We start from the raw sequence: 15,732 nt of genomic DNA, 5'->3' as shown, positions 1-15,732 counted from the left end.
GAAGGTCTCCTGTTCGTTGCAGTGGTTGTCTCAGCAACTCCCACTCCACGACAGGAGACCTTCGCCATTCAACGATCACCTACAGCGTGTCGTCACAAAACCTCGACCAACCTCCCTGGGCAGAACAACTAGGTCAGCTTCACCCGCGCCGCCAGGAACCGGACGGCGGCGGGCGCGAGCCGACCGAAGTGGTACTGCAGGTGTGCCTCCGGCGTCACCGGCACGATGCTGCGATTCCGCTGTAGGGCGCGCACGATCTGCTCGGCCACCTTCTCCGGGCCGTAACGCCGCATCCGGTAGAGGTTGTCGTAGCGCTCCTGTTTGCGCTTCTCCTCCTCCGCGCTGAGGCCCGAGAACCGGGTGCGCGCCACGATATCGGTGTGCACGATGCCCGGGCAGATGGTGTGCACCGAGATCCCGCGAGCCGCCAATTCGGCGCGTACGCAGTCGGAGAACATGAACACCGCCGACTTGCTGGTGGAATACGCGCTGAATCCCTGCTGCGGACTGTAGGCCGCCATGCTGGAGAGGTTCACGATGTGCCCGCCGAGGCCCCGCTCGGCCATGGCGGGCCCGAAGGCACGGCAGCCGTTCACCACACCGCCGAGGTTGATCCGCAGCACCCGGTCGAAGTCGGCCGCCGAGGTCTCGAAGAATGCACCGGCTTGTCCGATCCCGGCGTTGTTGATCAGGATGTCGGGGACGCCGTGGTTCTCCAGCACCGTCGCGGCGTGCGCCCGCATCTCGTCTTCGTCGGCGACGTCGAGTGGGTAGGCGTGCGCCACACCGTGTTCGGCGGCGATCAGCTCGGCGGTCTCCTTCGCCGCCGCCGGATCGATGTCGGAGACCACGATCTCCGCGCCGCGACGGGCCAAGGCAAGCGCGGTCGCACGGCCGATGCCGCTGCCGCCACCGGTGATGACCACCAGCTGATCTTCGAACGACCGTGCGGTGCGGCCCGCTTCGGCGCGGCGCAAGGTCCGGGGCGCTGCCGCGCCGCCCAGCGTGTCGATCAGCTCCGTGGTCGCGGTGGCCAGCAGCTCCGGATGCGAGAACGGCATCCAGTGCCCGGCGGGTACGTCTCGCCGCCAGAGCCGCTCGGTCCACTTGTGTTCGTCGTCGAATCCCGCGGGACGTACGGCGATGTCGCGCCCGGCGACGATCAGCTGCACCGGCACCTCGGTGTGCCGTTCGCGTGGGGCGAGCACGCGCCGCACGATGTTCGCGCGGTAGATCAGCAGGCCGTCGACGAGGTCGGCGCGGAAGGTGGGACCGAGACGCACGTTCGACGGCGCGGTCTCGTTCATGATCGAGACGACTCGCCGCCAAACGTTTTCGGTGCCCAGCAGGCCGAAGGCGGCGCGCGGCAGCCCGGGTGTCATGAAGAAGAAGGTGTAGGCCGACGACAGCAGTTGAGTGAACGGCTGCCACACGTTGCGCGGCGTCGGACGCGACAGCCGATGGCGGATCCATTTGCCGACGTGGTCGAGGTTCGGCCCCGACACCGAGGTGAACGACGCGGCCCGGGTGGCCGCACGAGGCTCGCACACCGCTTCCCACACCTGCACCGAACCCCAGTCGTGGGCGAGCACGTGCACCGGGCGGTCCGGGCTCACCGCGTCGGCGACGGCGTAGAAGTCCGCGGCGAGGCGATCGAGCCGGAAGTCGGCCGTGCGCCGGGTGCGGGTGGAGCGCCCATGCCCGCGGGTGTCGTAGGCGACGACGTGGAAGCGGCGGGCCAGCAGCGGCACGACCGCGTCCCAGAGGTGATGGGTGTCCGGCCAGCCGTGCACCAGCACGATGGTTTCCGCGGACGGGTCGCCGTACTCGTATACGGCGATATCGAATTCGCCGCTGCGCACGGTTCGTTCGGTAGCCGCGAGCGCTGAGGTTTCGGTGGTGGTCATCGGGATTCTCCTTGGCAGCGTAAGGTCGGGTCACAGATCGAGCACGAGGCGCCCGCCCTGGGCGCGCGAGACGCAGACGAGCATCTCGCCCGCCTCGTGTTCGGCGTCGGTGAGCACGCTGTCGCGGTGGTCGGGTTCGCCTGCCAGCACGCGGACCTTGCAGGTGCGGCAGAAGCCCTGCCTGCACGAGTACGCACGGTCGGGCCGGGACGCGAGGATGACGTCGAGCGCGGTGCGATCCGCGCCGACTTCGACGACCTCCCCCGTGGAGGAGAATTGGATCTCGAACGGCTCGCCGTCCACGATCGGCGGCGGCGAGAACCGCTCGGAGTGCAGTTCCACGTACGGCGTCGCGCGCACGGCCTCGGCGATGACGGTGACCATCGGCGCGGGGCCGCAGCAGTAGACCGCGGTGTCGGGCTCGACGGCGGGCAGCAGCGCGCCTGCGTCCGGAAGCCCGTGCTCGTCGTCGGTGCGCACGACGACGCGGCCGCCGAAGCCCGCGAGCTCGTCCAGGAACGGCAAAGCGTCCCGGCTGCGCCCGGTGTACACCATCGACCACTCGACCCCGAGCCGGTGCGCCAGCCTGGCCATGGGCAGGATCGGCGTGATCCCGATGCCGCCCGCGACGAAGTGCAGGCGGGAAGCGGCGGATCCGTAGCCCGGCACGGCGAACGGGAACGCGTTGCGCGGGCCGCGCACCACGATCGGCGACCCCACCGGGAGGTGGTCGTGCACTTCTACCGAACCACCGTCGCCATCGGGGATGCGCCGCACCGCCACCCGGTAGGCGCGCACGTCCGCGGGATCGCCGCACAACGAGTACTGCCGCAGGCGGCCGGAAGGCAGCTCAAGGTCGAGGTGGGCGCCGGGCCGCCAGGGCGGCAGCGCGCGCCCGTCGGCGGCGGCCAGCCGCAGGCTCACCACGTCCTGATCGTGCGCCTCGATCCGCCGCTCGGTGACCACCAGCGCGAGCCGCCGGTCGTCCACTCTCGTACGCGGATACCGCCGGTTGACCAGGGTGGTCCAGCGCAGTCGCGCCGAGGCCACCGCGTCGAGCACCCGCACGGTGCGATCGCGATCGCGCTTGCCGAACAGGTCCGCGGGCAGCCGACCAGGAACGGGCGGCCTCACGAGGCGATCGCCTGCGCCGCCGGAGATTTGGCCAGATATGCCACCGCCTGCGCGGTGGACCCCACCGTCTCCGGGTCGTATCCGGGCTTGAACGTGCTCACCGCACTCCACAGCAGCGAGGGGACGCCGGGCAACGCGCCGCGCCACATCGCGCCCAGGACCCGCGCCAGCAGCCGGGGATAACCCAGGTCGGGCAGTTCGTGGTCCTGGTGCACCATGAACTTGGCGCCGCGCACCACCAAGGTCAGGAAGATCGGGAATACCAGCAGCATCAATCCCGCGCGCCGCAGGTATCCGGCGCCGAAGTACACCGCCACGTCGTGTGCGACGTGCCGGTGCTCGACCTCCTCCGCACCGTGCCACCGGAACAGATCCGCCATCCGCGGGTCGGCGCCGAATCGCTCCAGATCCGCGTTGAGTATCCAGTCGCCCAGGTAGGCGAAGAAGTGCTCCAGGCACGCGATGAAGGCCAGCCGCTCGATCATCACCTGCCGTTCGGCGACGCCGCCGATCTCCCTCGGCCCGAGCGTCCGGCGGAACAGGTACTCGGCCTGACGCAGATAGGGCTGCGGATCGATGCCGTGCACGGCGAGCACCTCGTGCAGCACCTTGTCGTGCGTCTCGGCATGCATCGATTCCTGGCCGATGAATCCGAGCATCGCCTCACGCAGCTTCTCGTCCCGCACGTACGGCAGCGCCTCCGTGTACGTGGCGCAGAACATGCGCTCACCCTCGGGCAGCAGCAGGTTCAGCGCGTTGATCAGGTGCGAGGCGATGGGCTCGGCGGGCATCCAGCGCAGCGGCGTGCCCGCCCAATCGAATCGCACGTTGCGGGCGTGCAGCGCCACCGCGCCGGGGTCGGTCTCGGGCCGTCGGCCTGCCCTGCGAAGTAACTGCATCGGTACTCCTCGATCCTCACGCGTCGCACCCTCGCGCGATTCCTACACGTCCGTAGCAAGGATCATACACATATATAGAACTTTCAGTAACACACAAATCGGTCGCAGCCCGCTGTACGGTGACACGACTCGCGACAGTGGCCACACCGGCCGTTTCCGGCACAAAACTAGAACGTGTTCTAGTAGTCTTTGGCTATGGAACGATTGACCGGATTGGATGCCAGCTTTCTCTACTTGGAAACCGGGACCCAGCACCTGCACGTCTGCGCGCTGCTGATCCTCGACCCGTCGTCGGGTGACTACTCGTTCGAGAAATTCAAAGCCGAACTAGCCCGGCGACTACCGCTCATTCCGCAGATGCGCCGCCGCGTGTACGAGGTGCCGCTGAACCTCGACCATCCCGTCTGGGTGGAGGACGAGAACTTCGATCTCGACTACCACGTCCGCCGGATCGCTATCGCGGCGCCGGCCGGGCGCCGCGAACTCGCCGAACTCGTCGGCGACATCGCCGGCCGTCCCATGGATCGCGACCGCGCGCTCTGGGAGATGTCCGTGGTGGAGGGTCTCGACGATGGAAAGGTGGCGGTGATCTGCAAATACCACCACGCCGCCGTCGACGGGATCACCGGCGCCAACCTGATGATGCACCTGTGCGATCCGGAGCCGGGAGTCACGAAGACCGTGCCCGACGACGAGTGGCGGCCCGAACACAAACCCAGCGACTGGCAACTGCTGGCCGAAGCGGTGGTGAAGTTCCCGACCAGAGCGGGCATCGTCGGCATGCTGCCGAAGACGGTCGGCGTGGTCGCCGGATTCGCGCAGCGCCGCCGCGAGAACAAGGCGGGCATGGCGATACCGTTCTCCGCTCCCCGCACGCCGTTCAATCTCGCCATCACGCCGCACCGCGCGGTCGCGTTCACCGACGCCGAACTGGACGCCATCAAGGAGATCCGCTCCGCGTTCGGCGTCAAGGTGAACGACGTGGTGCTCACCGTGGTCGCCGGCGCGTTGCGCGCCTATCTGGCGGAGCGCGACGAGTTGCCCGACCGCTCGCTCATCGCGTCGGTTCCGGTGTCGGTACACGAGTCGACCCGGCACACGGCGGGGGTGAACAAGGTGTCCACGCTTTTCGCGCGGCTCGGCACCGACGTCGCCGACCCGGTGGAACGCCTGCGTGAGGTGGCAGAGAACAATCGGGGCGCCAAGGAAGAGCACGAAGCGATGGGTGCGGACTTCCTGCAGGATTGGTCGAAGTACGCCCCGCCGAACACCTTCCGGCTCGCGGCACGGATGTACTCCTCACTCAAGCTGGCCGAGATGCACCCGGTGGTACACAACCTCGTGGTGTCCAATGTGCCCGGCCCGCCGATGCCGCTGTACTTCCTCGGTGTCCGGGTCGACGGGATGTACCCGTTCGGGCCGGTGTTCCACGGAGCGGGCCTGACAGTGACCGTGCTGTCGAACAACGACAAGCTCAATTTCGGCTTCATCGCCTGCAAGGAACTCGTGCCCGACATCGCCGGGCTCGCCGACGCCGTCGCGGGCGTGGTCGACGAATTGCTTTCCGCGGCGCGGAAATCCGGCTGAGTGCCGCCACCCTGTTCGCCACCGCCGCCGGACAGGGCCGCCCCAGCCGGGCGATTCAGATCTTCGCGGCGACGGTCTCGCAGGCTTCGAGCAGCACGGGCACGAACCGGTCGGCCTCGAGCACGCACGACGCGTGCCCGGCCGCGACCAGGTGCATACTCGTCTCCGGGATCATGGTCGCCATCTCCACTTGCCGATAGACGGGAACAGCCCGGTCCCGGGTGGTGACCACCACGGCCGTCGGCATCGTCAATTCCCGCAGCCACGCGGTCGCGTCGAAGCGCCCCACCACGGCGAGAACCTGGGTGAGCGCCCATCCGCTGGTGCTGCGGAACTCGCCGAGTGCCCAGCGGTTCAGTCGCCCAGGCGTCCATGTGATCTCCGGAAGCTCGGGCAGACCGCCCGCGAGCTTCTCGGCACGGCGGTAGAAATACGGCTGCACCGCGGCGGCGAGAGCGCCGAACGTTCGGTGGAAAGCGTGCTCGCGCCATTTCTCCCGGAACCGATAGGGCGTCGCGCAGAGCACCAGACCGCTCACTCGCTCCGGATGGCGGCGTCCGGCCAGCAGGCTCACGATTCCCCCCAGCGAGAACCCCGCGCACATGGCCCGCTCGACGTGCAGCGCGTCGAGCACGGCCGCCACGTCGTCGGCGCAGTCCTCCAGGGTGAACCGCTCGGAGCGGATGCCACGGCCGTGCCACCGCTGGTCGAACAGGATCACGCGGTACCGCCGCGCCAGCGCCGCCAGCGACGGGAACCAGGTGAGGTACGCGGTGCAGGCGGTGGCGTGCAGGAGCACCAGCGCGGGTGCGTTCGGCGGGCCGGGGATGTCGACCACGTAGGTCCGGCCCCGACCCGCCAGCTCGATCAGGCGGCCGCCGGGCACCTCGGCGATATCCGGCACCCGGAAACGTCCGCCGAACCGCGTCACACTTCGGCCGGGGTCCGTCATGGCGCACCTCCCGGGTGGTCACACGGAGGACAATAATTAGAACACGTTCTATACGATCATGACACATGCCGCGAACCAGAGGGCGCAGACGCCGGTCGGGTACGGCAACGCATCATGAAACTATCCGCCGCCACAGGATGGCATGGGCGCTTACAGGGGTGCACTTCTGTAACGTGTTGCAGGCAAGGTTCGAGAGACGGAGGTACCCCGCATGGGGCGGTTGACCGGCAAGGTGGCGTTGATCAGCGGCGGAGCGCGCGGCATGGGCGCGGCGCACGCCAGGGCGCTGATCGCCGAGGACGCGCGAGTCGTGCTGGGCGACGTGCTCGACGACGAGGGCGCCGCGGTCGCCGCGGAACTCGGCGACAACGCCGCCTACGTCCACCTCGATGTGCGCGAGCCGGACGACTGGCGCAAAGCCGTCGGCGAGGCGGTCGGGCGGTTCGGGTCGCTGAGCGTCCTGGTGAACAACGCAGGCATCGTGAACGGCAACCTGCTCGTCGCGTTCGAGCTGGCCGAATGGCAGCGCATCATCGACATCAACCTGACCGGCACGTTCCTCGGCATGCAGGCCGCCACGCCCGCCATGATCGAGGCGGGCGGCGGCTCGATCATCAACATCTCCTCCGTCGAGGGCATGCGCGGCAGCCCGGGCCTGCACGGCTACACGGCCACCAAATTCGCCGTGCGCGGGCTGACCAAGTCCACCGCGCTCGAGCTGGCGCAGTACAAGATCCGGGTGAATTCCGTGCACCCCGGCCTGATCCGGACCCCGATGACGGAGAACATCCCCGAGGACTTCCTGCAGATCCCGCTCGGCCGCGCCGCCGACCCGGCCGAGGTCTCCGCCCTGGTGACGTTCCTGGCCAGCGACGAATCGTCGTACTCCACCGGAGCGGAGTTCGTCATCGACGGCGGCCTGACCGTGGGCGTTCCGCACAAGAGCTTCGGCGGCTGAGTTCAGCCCCGGGTGGCGAGCAGGGCGAGCGCCGGAAGCGAAACCAGGGCAACACCCGCTACCACGTTGGTCCATTTGTAGGCCACCAACAGCGCGGCGAACTCGCGCAGGAACGCGCTCGGCAGGTAGTAGAAAGCGGTCTCGGCACCCGTCACCTCGGCATCGAGGTCCAGGCGGCGTGCCAGGATCGCCGTGCGCAGGATGTGGAAGTTGCTTGTCACCAACACCATTCGCGCGGCCGCGCCGCGTTCGCCGAGCAGCCGCTTGGTGAAGAGCAGGTTCTCCTCGGTGGTGCCCGACCGATCCTCCAGCACCACCTGGTATTCCGGCACGCCGTGGTCGATCAGGTACTCCGCCATCGCCGACGCCTCGGAGACCTCCTCGTCGGATCCTCTACCTCCGCTGACGATCAGCAGCGGGGCGCGCCCCCGCTCTGCCTCGCCGCCGTAGACCTCGAGCGCCCGATCCAGGCGCGCGGCCAACAGCGGCGGCACGTCGCCCTCGACCAACCCGGCGCCGTGCACGACGATCGCCTCCATCCCGCGGCGATAGGGCAGCAGGCCGTAGCAGAGCGTGTACAGCAGAAACGCCGCGAACAGGAACCCGATGTAGCCGATCGCGGTAGTCAGCGAGGCCAGCAGGACCACGAACCAGAAGTTCTCGGTCGAGAGGGCGAGAGCCAGTACGACATACGGCGCCAAGAGCGCGATGCCGAGCCCGAACGGCAGCAGGTTCGGGATACGCCACCCCTCACGGCGCACCAATTGCGCGCCGTTGGCGATCAACAGCCCGGCGAGCACCAGCACCAACAGCGGCGACAAGAGCACGAGCAGTGGCGCGAGCACCACCGGAAGATCGTCGTCGGCAAGCCGGTCGACCGCCCACGCGCCGACGAACGCCGTCCCGAGTAGCAGATACACACCGTGCCCCAGCCGCCTGCGGTCCCTGCAGAATCGCACCGCGAACACACCGAGCAGGACCACGCCGACGACCAGCAGAAGCACCGGGCCACGGTAGCCGACGAGCGAGCAGAGCGCCCCGCCGTCCCTGAGCGGCGCGGCTACCTCGGCTTTTTCCGATCGTCCCCTAGAGTGTCCAGGTCCGGACATCGGTCGCAGCGACCGGTCTTCGGAGCATAAGACTTCAGCACACCAGCGTTACGAAACAGCACGTCGTGATGAATGGGAGTCGCCGAAAGCCATGCTTCGATTGGTCATCGCCACCGCCGCGGCCGCGCTCTGTGCGATCACACCGCAGGCCACAGCTCAACCGATCTATCCCGCACCTGATCCCGATCCGTTCTACGCCACTCCGGCCGGCTTGGACCGCGCCGCACCCGGCGACGTCCTCGCGGTACGGACGATGCCCGGCCTACTCGCCTTCCCCGGCGCGACGGTCACGATGATCAAGTTCCGCTCGACCAACTCCGCGGGCGAGCCGATCGCGGCCACCACCACCGTGCTGACCCCGCCGAATCCCGCCCCCGGTGGGCCGCTGCTGTCCTATCAGCACATCATCAACGGACTCGGCACCCGGTGCGCGGTGTCCCGCGTGCTCTACACCAGCGACCCGAGTCTGGAGGTGCGGGAAGCGCCCGCCCTCAACGCTCTGCTGCTGCGCGGCTGGTCCGTCGCTCTCCCCGACCATCTCGGGCCGACCAGCGCCTACGGCGCGGCGAAACTCGGCGGCATGATCACCCTGGACGGCATCCGCGCCGCACGGCGGGTCGCCGAACTCGGATTGGCCGACAGCCCGGTCGCCATGCTCGGCTACTCCGGCGGAGGCATGGCGAGCGCGTGGGCGGCGGCGCTCGCGCCGACCTACGCGCCGGAACTGCCGCTCGTCGGCGTCGCCGCGGGCGGGGTGCCGACGAACCTGGTCAAGATGATCGAGGGCATCGGCTACGCGCCGCACGCGGCGTTCGGGCTCGCCTTCGCGGCCGCCATCGGATTGGAGCGGGAGTACCCGGCGCGATTGCCGGTGAGCGAACACCTGAACTCGGTCGGATTGTCGGTCCGGGACCGGATCGCCGACAGTTGCACCAACGAGATCCTGCTGGTCGGCGCCGGTCGCGCCATCGTGGACGTCGCGGCATCGAACTCGCTCGCCAGCGATCAGCGCGCGCGCGGCGTGCTCGAGGAGAACAGTCTGGAACTCTCCGCCGATATCCCGGCCATGCCGGTATTCCAGTGGCGCGCACAGCACGACGCGCTGATTCCGGTGGAGTCGGTCGACCACACGCTCCGACGCTACTGTGAGGCGGGCGTGCAAGCCCAATACGAGAAGTTCCTCAGCCCAGACCATTTGTCCGCCGCGGTGCTCGGGATGCCGTCGGCTCTGGCCTGGCTGGAAGCGCGCTTCAAGGGTGTGCCCGCACCTAGCAACTGCTGAGCGAGCGCGCTTTGTCGTCGCGATGAGCGGATCTCACCTTGTGCTCGGCACCGGGTGCGCGCCGCTGACCGCGAGCTCTTCCTCCGCGGAGTGGTCGGCGGCCCGGTCGGCGACGATTCGTCGCCGACCGGGAAGGGGGCGTTGCGCCCCACCGCCGCATCGAATTCCGCACCGGGAACTAGACGTCCTTCCCGCTCTCGTACGCGTTCTGGCGCGCCTCATCGAGATCCGCTTCCGCCCGGGCCTTTTCGGCCTCGGCTTCCTTGCGCGCCGCGTCCCGCTGGGATTCGGCCTTGTCCTGCTGCGCGCGACCCTCTTTCTTCAGGTCCTGGTCACCGGTGATGACGCCGGCGGCTTCCTTCGCCTTCCCCTTGACGTCCTCGACGACACCCTCGACAGCTTCTCGCGGTCCGGTCTGATGGTCCGGCATCGCATACCTCCCATTCACTAGTCGGCTGACATCCGCCGCATACCCGCCCATGCCGCCCTCAATCGGCCTGTGACCGCGACCACCGGTCGTCTTCGTACTCCCAGACACCCCTTTCGGAACCCGAGAAGAACCACTGGTGGTTGGCGAATTCCCGGTGGAACCTGGCATGAATGCCTCTGGGAGGCCATCGATCGGCTGGATAGGTTCGAATCCCGAAGGGGCTGTCACACAAGGAGATCAGCGAAAGATGGTGTATGTCGCGCCGGTGCTGATCGGCGTCCTCTACGCGCTGGCGATGTCGGCCATCCCCGAGCCCCAGCGCCGCCGTTTCAATGCCGTCATGGTCGCGGGCGCGGGCGCCGCTTACCTCAGCGGCGGTGGATTCGGCGGCTGGGAATTCGCTTTCACCGCCGTCGTCACGTATTGCGCCTACCGCGGATTGGAGTCCTGGACCTTCATCGGGATCGCGTGGCTCGTGCACACCGCTTGGGATCTACTGCACCACTTCGAGGGCAACCCCATCATCCCGTTCGCCCACGACTCGTCCCTCGGCTGCGCCATCTGCGACCCTGTCATCGCCGTGTGGTGCCTTTACGGCGGACGCTCGCTCTTCTCTTTCCGTGGCCGGCCCGCGACGGCGTGAGCGTGGTCACCACCTCGCGCGTCGAAGCGATCGCCTCCGCGGAGGTCTACCGACCGGCACCGTCCCTCCCGAACATGCGAACGAAGTCACCGCGCACGATTGCCGCCTACGCGAAACGCTCGGCTGGAAAGACCAGCCGAGCGCTCAGCCGAGTTCCTGGCGGAAGCCAGTCGAACGGCGTTGTGGCAACGACCCCGGAATCCGCGCGATGCGGCCGGGCTCGGTGGTGCCGAACCTTGTTCAGCCCTTGACCAGCTCGGGCGTCGCGGTCTCCGGTTCCTCGGCTTCCACGGGGGCGGCGGCCCGGCTCGGCAACAGCACCGCCATGACGATCACGATCAGCGCCAAGGCGGCGGAGACGAGGAAGGCCAAACGCATGCCGTCGAGCTGGGCGGTGACGGCGTCGACGCCATCGGCAACCAGCGTGGTGCTGCGCGCCGACATCACCGTCACCACCAGGGCGGTGCCGAAAGCCGCGGCGACCTGCTGCAAGGTGCCCAGCATGGAGCTGCCGTGCGAGTACAGGTGCTGCGGCAGAGCGCCGAGACCGAGGGTGAAGACCGGGGTGAAGGCCGCGGCCAGCGACACCATGAGCAGGATGTGCAGGGCCAGCAGCTGCCAGTACGGCATGGTCATCGAGATCTGCGTGAAGCCCGCCAGCGAGGCGGCGATGCCGACCGAACCGGGAATCACCAGCGAACGTCCGCCGAACCGGTCGAACAGGCGACCGACCGTCGGGCCGAGCAGACCCATCGCCAACCCGCCCGGCATCACCAGCAAACCGGTGGCCAACGGGCTCAGGCCACGCAGGTTCTGCAGGTACAACGGCAGCAGGATCATCGAGCCGAGCATCGCCATGAACGCGACCGACATCAGCACCAGCGCCTTGGTGTAGGTGCCCGACAGCAGGACCCGCAGGTCCAGCAGCGGAGTGCCGGTGCGCTGCAGGCGCAACTGACGCCACACGAACGCGGCGATGAGCGCCGAGCCCGCGGCGACGATCAGCGCCGGGGTGGTGAGGTGGCCGCTCTCGAACCGGCTGAGCCCGAACACCAGCCCACCGAAGCCGAGCGCGGCCAGTGCCACGCCGATCGGGTCGATCTGCCCGGCCTGCGGTTCACCGACGTTCTCCAGCTGGCGCAGACCCAGCCAGGTGATCACGCCCGCGATCGGCAGCACCAGCACGAAAAGCCAACGCCACGAACCGATCTGCAGCACCGCTCCGGAGATCACCGGCCCCATGGCCGGCGCCACCGAAATGGCCAAGGTGACATTGCCCATCACCCTGCCGCGATCGTGCTCGGGCACCACCGTCATCAGCGTGGTCATCAGCAGCGGCATCATCACCGCGGTGCCGAAGGCTTGGATGATCCGGCCGAGCAGCAGCACCGCGAACGACGGCGCGACGGCCGACAGCGCGGTACCTGCCAGGAAGACGGCCATCGCCGCGGCGTAAGCCTGACGAGTGGTCACACGCTGCAGGAACCAGCCGGTGGTCGGGATGACCGCCGCCATCGTCAGCATGAACGCCGTCGACACCCATTGCGCCGCCCGGTCGGTGATCGAGAGGTCTCCCATCAGCCGCGGGATCGCGTTGATCATGATGGTCTCGTTCAGGATCACCACGAACGTCGCGAGCACCAACACCCGGATGACAATCGGTGTCCGTCCTCCCGAGGCTGGAGCGGATGGTTCGGCGGACATCGGATACCTCCGGAAACGTTGGCGGTTGCTGGAATACGTGGCCCGTCGCCGAGTCACCGAATCGCGTCCCGGCGCCACAGTGGTCGAGACGGCTTCAGCTGCTCGAACTCATCGGGCGCGGGTCAGTATTCCGGCCGGCACCGACACAAACCACCGAATTCTCCCGCCGATGCCCTGCGCGTCCGCATCGGAACAGCTGGTCAACAGGGGTTCCCCCGAGCTGCCGCAATCAACAGTGAGGCTGGTCACAACCCCTCCGGGCACCGATGCGGTGGTCGTACCCGTCAGCCCACGTAACGGCGGGCGACGGAACGGCGCTGGGATTCTTCCAGCAAGACCAGGCCCTCCTCCACGCGCGGCGGCAGAACTTCTCGTTCGCGGAGCACCCAGGGCAGTCCACACACCGCCTCGAGGACGGCCGCGGCCGTCGTCAGGTCTGCCGGGGCCGAGTCGAGCACCACGGCGGTCCGCCGGGCGGCGCTTCGCACCGGGCGGCGCAGCCACAACGTCCACAGGGTGTTCCGGATACCGAGCCGCCGGCGAAGGGTCGAATCACGTGCGGGTGAGGGCTCGTGATGGATCAGCATGTCCTCGATCCAGCACATCCACCAGCCGTGCGCCGCGAGGTCGAGTGCGAGCAGTTCCTCTTCGCCGCCGAACCACAACCGCGGGGAGAAGCCGCCGACTTGTTCGAACGCACTGACCCGGAAGGCGGACAGCGCCGCCATCACACCGAGCAGAGCGGGCCCCGGCAGCCAGTCGGGCCCACAGATCGGTGAATCGCGCAGTTCGGGGGTGATCGGGTCCTCGTGCAGGTCGGGCGCGACCAGGCATCGTCCGGTCACCGAAGCCAGGCCGGAATACTGGTCGAGCAGGTCGGCGGCGCGGGTCAAGGCGCCCGGCTGCCATCGGGTGTCGTCGTCGCAGAAGGCCACATACGGCGTGACCACCCGCTCGACCGCGATGTTCCTGGCCACCGCACCCAGGTTCTCCGGCGAGCGGATGAGGTCGACGGCGGGGAAGGTCGCGGCGACCGCCTCGGCCGTGCCGTCCGTCGACCCGTTGTCCACGAGGATGATCGGCGCCGCGTCGGGGAGCGCGGTCATGTGCGCGAGCGTTTCCAACAGTTGATCGCGCCGGTCGCGAGTGATGACGACAACCGTCATTCGTTCCGTGGCCATCCGGTCACTTCCTTCCGTGGGCGAGTTCCAGGATCCTGGCCTGGCGTTCCACCTCCGGCGGCAGTCGGCGCCGCTGCGCCAACGCCCACGGCAGGCGGCCGAGGACGCCCGCGACCGCGAGCAACGCCCCGGGGTCTCGGGCCGCTCGGCGCAGCAGGACCGCGGACTCGGCCGCGCACCGCCGCAGCGGCCGCCGCATCCAGGCGATCAACGCGTTGTTGCGCTGTTCGGCCCGCCTGCGCCACGCGTCCGGCGGTCGCCGCGACGACGGGTGATGGTGGGCACGCACTTGCGCCACATAACAGAGGTCCCACCCGCAGGCCGCCAGGTCGAGCGACAGCAACCGTTCCTCGGCGCCGAAATGCAGCAGCGGACTGAATCCGGCGGCTTGCAGGTAGGCCTCCCTCCTGACGATCGCCGCACAGGCCAGGAAGCCGAGCACCGACGGACCCGGAAGCTCGGGATGATGCCCGAGCGGGCTGGTCGCCATCAGTTCGTTGACGGGGTCGTCACGCTCGTCGGCACCCACCAGCGTGCGTCCCGCTACCAGACCGAGCCGCGGACAGGCGTCCAGCACCCGCTCTGCCTCGGGCAGCGCGTCGGCGGCCCACCAGGAGTCGTCGTCACTGAAAGCCACGTACGGCGTCCGGGCGAGCGCGACGCCGAGATTGCGCGCCGCCGCCGCGAGATTGCGGTTCAGCCGGAGGACTTTCACATCCGGGAATGCCTCCGCCTCGCCTGCGGTGTCGTCGACCGAGGCGTTGTCCAGCACCACGATCGGGGGACGCGGGCGCAGCGCGCACAACTCGGTCAAGGTACGGGCCAATTCCGAAGCCCGGTTCCGGGTGGCGATGACGACTGTCGTCTTCGCCATGGTCGGAGGGTTCACGCCGGACGTCCCGTGAGCAGCTCGTCGAGCAGTTCCCGAGTCAAGGCGTCGGCCGCGGGAAACTCACGCCGCCGCGCGCGATCGCGTCCCTCCGACGACAGACACCAGCGCCACCAATGCTCGAACGCGCCCGCGTCGGCGGTTTGCTCGGCGGAGACCAATGCGGGCCAGTCCAACGCCCCCGCTTGCGCGGTGACCTTTCCCCCGCCCGCGATGGGATCCACCGCCAGGACCGGCACACCGGCTCGCAGGCCCAGCACCAGGCCGTGCAGGCGGGTCGTGACCACCGCGTCGAGACGGGAGAACACCGACGCGAGCTGATCGGGCGTGCGGCAGTGGCGCCAGTCGTCGGACGCCAGCCTGGTATCGAGCGGTAGCCGGGCGCAGTCCAGATCGCATAGCCAGCGCATCAACGCCCGGTGCACCGACCCATGCCGCCGGGCCGTGCCGTATTCGGCCTGTCCCGGCGCGAACGCGACGCCAACCACCGGGACGGTGACGGTGGACGCCGCGACGGCCATGTCCGGTCGCGCGGTGGACAGGCCGTCGCGCGGCAAGACGCGGTGGAATCCGGTGACCGCCGCATCGGCCGGATCGAGAACGGAGACGCCCACCGCGATGCGTCGGCAGTTCGCATACCGTTCGTGCAGAAACCGCACCTGCTCCCCATGCGCGGGCCCGCACACGAACACGAGGTGGGAATAGCGTTGGGAGTCGGCGTCGTCCAGATGCAGGGCGTCGGAACGGAATGCGGGGCTCCACGCCGTGTCATGGGGTATCCCGGCGGATGCGAGAGCGTCGCACACGCGGCTCATGCTGAGAACGTCCCCCGCTGTCGCTTCGCCGTGCACGAAGCTGGGCCACCCGGTGACAAGTACCCGCATGTCCGGTGCACCGTGGGTCATTCGGCCACCTCGGCGATCTTTCCGCGCTGCCCTCGACTACCGTCACCGCGGTGCGCGGATCCGCGAGATCCGTCGTGCCGCACGGCGTCCCGGTGCAGGCACCCCGCGAGGTCTGCCGCGGCACGCGGCGTCTCCGGGACCGTGACGTGGCG

Annotated in this window: 14 protein-coding genes; 4 read left to right on the top strand and 10 right to left on the bottom strand. The window is 68.7% G+C overall.

Annotation, left to right across the window (positions count from 1 at the left end; translation table 11 throughout):
* Positions 1 to 128: 128 nt before the first annotated feature.
* From GVY39_RS26075 to GVY39_RS26065, 3 genes are read right to left on the bottom strand one after another with little or no spacing between them, the layout of a single operon-like run.
* Positions 129 to 1,907 carry an SDR family oxidoreductase gene (locus GVY39_RS26075; RefSeq protein WP_159928941.1) on the bottom strand — a complete coding sequence of 593 codons (1,779 nt, stop codon included), beginning with the start codon at positions 1,905 to 1,907 and terminating at the stop codon, positions 129 to 131.
* A gap of 30 nt (positions 1,908 to 1,937) precedes the next feature.
* Positions 1,938 to 3,041, bottom strand: coding sequence for a PDR/VanB family oxidoreductase (locus tag GVY39_RS26070; RefSeq protein ID WP_159928943.1), 1,104 nt, complete (start codon positions 3,039 to 3,041; stop codon positions 1,938 to 1,940).
* Positions 3,038 to 3,940, bottom strand: coding sequence for a metal-dependent hydrolase (locus GVY39_RS26065; protein ID WP_159928945.1), 903 nt, complete (start codon positions 3,938 to 3,940; stop codon positions 3,038 to 3,040). Before GVY39_RS26065 ends, GVY39_RS26070 begins: the two co-directional genes overlap by 4 nt.
* A gap of 195 nt (positions 3,941 to 4,135) precedes the next feature.
* On the opposite strand from GVY39_RS26065, the gene GVY39_RS26060 reads away from it, so the two are divergent.
* On the top strand, positions 4,136 to 5,527 hold the full coding sequence (locus GVY39_RS26060) for a wax ester/triacylglycerol synthase family O-acyltransferase (protein ID WP_159928948.1): 1,392 nt from the start codon (positions 4,136 to 4,138) through the stop codon (positions 5,525 to 5,527).
* A 55-nt stretch (positions 5,528 to 5,582) separates the two neighbouring features.
* Here the strand turns inward: GVY39_RS26060 and GVY39_RS26055 are convergent, their stop codons facing one another.
* On the bottom strand, positions 5,583 to 6,479 hold the full coding sequence (locus GVY39_RS26055) for an alpha/beta fold hydrolase (protein ID WP_159928950.1): 897 nt from the start codon (positions 6,477 to 6,479) through the stop codon (positions 5,583 to 5,585).
* 211 nt (positions 6,480 to 6,690) lie between these two features.
* On the opposite strand from GVY39_RS26055, the gene GVY39_RS26050 reads away from it, so the two are divergent.
* Positions 6,691 to 7,437 (top strand): glucose 1-dehydrogenase, encoded by a 747-nt coding sequence (locus GVY39_RS26050; protein WP_159928952.1) that lies wholly within the window; start codon positions 6,691 to 6,693, stop codon positions 7,435 to 7,437.
* Between the two features lie 2 nt (positions 7,438 to 7,439).
* Here the strand turns inward: GVY39_RS26050 and GVY39_RS26045 are convergent, their stop codons facing one another.
* A complete protein-coding gene (locus tag GVY39_RS26045) occupies positions 7,440 to 8,441 on the bottom strand; it encodes a YdcF family protein (protein ID WP_159928954.1) in 1,002 nt (333 codons plus the stop codon).
* 196 nt (positions 8,442 to 8,637) lie between these two features.
* On the opposite strand from GVY39_RS26045, the gene GVY39_RS26040 reads away from it, so the two are divergent.
* A complete protein-coding gene (locus GVY39_RS26040; RefSeq protein ID WP_159928956.1) occupies positions 8,638 to 9,828 on the top strand; it encodes a lipase family protein in 1,191 nt (396 codons plus the stop codon).
* A gap of 178 nt (positions 9,829 to 10,006) precedes the next feature.
* On the opposite strand, the gene GVY39_RS26035 is transcribed toward GVY39_RS26040, so the two are convergent.
* A complete protein-coding gene (locus GVY39_RS26035) occupies positions 10,007 to 10,258 on the bottom strand; it encodes a CsbD family protein (protein WP_159928958.1) in 252 nt (83 codons plus the stop codon).
* 247 nt (positions 10,259 to 10,505) lie between these two features.
* On the opposite strand from GVY39_RS26035, the gene GVY39_RS26030 reads away from it, so the two are divergent.
* The gene (locus tag GVY39_RS26030) at positions 10,506 to 10,901 is read left to right on the top strand and encodes a DUF6010 family protein (protein WP_159928960.1); all 396 of its coding nucleotides are present in this window, start codon (positions 10,506 to 10,508) and stop codon (positions 10,899 to 10,901) included.
* 240 nt (positions 10,902 to 11,141) lie between these two features.
* Here GVY39_RS26030 and GVY39_RS26025 read toward each other — a convergent pair whose 3' ends face one another.
* The 4 genes from GVY39_RS26025 to GVY39_RS26010 all read right to left on the bottom strand — a co-directional run bounded on the left by GVY39_RS26025 (position 11,142) and on the right by GVY39_RS26010 (position 15,580).
* Entirely contained in the window at positions 11,142 to 12,605 is a 1,464-nt protein-coding gene (locus GVY39_RS26025) for an MDR family MFS transporter (RefSeq protein WP_159928962.1), read from the bottom strand.
* Between the two features lie 284 nt (positions 12,606 to 12,889).
* Positions 12,890 to 13,786, bottom strand: a complete 897-nt coding sequence (locus tag GVY39_RS26020) for a glycosyltransferase family 2 protein (RefSeq protein ID WP_159928964.1) — start codon at positions 13,784 to 13,786, stop codon at positions 12,890 to 12,892.
* A gap of 4 nt (positions 13,787 to 13,790) precedes the next feature.
* Positions 13,791 to 14,660, bottom strand: coding sequence for a glycosyltransferase family 2 protein (locus tag GVY39_RS26015; RefSeq protein WP_159928966.1), 870 nt, complete (start codon positions 14,658 to 14,660; stop codon positions 13,791 to 13,793).
* 11 nt (positions 14,661 to 14,671) lie between these two features.
* Positions 14,672 to 15,580, bottom strand: coding sequence for a polysaccharide pyruvyl transferase family protein (locus GVY39_RS26010; protein ID WP_223517536.1), 909 nt, complete (start codon positions 15,578 to 15,580; stop codon positions 14,672 to 14,674).
* Positions 15,581 to 15,732 lie beyond the last annotated feature (152 nt).

It is taken from the genome of Nocardia sp. CY15 (assembly GCF_009829295.1).
Taxonomy (GTDB): Bacteria; Actinomycetota; Actinomycetes; order Mycobacteriales; family Mycobacteriaceae; genus Nocardia; species Nocardia sputi.
This window is presented reverse-complemented; position numbering and strand designations above follow the sequence as displayed.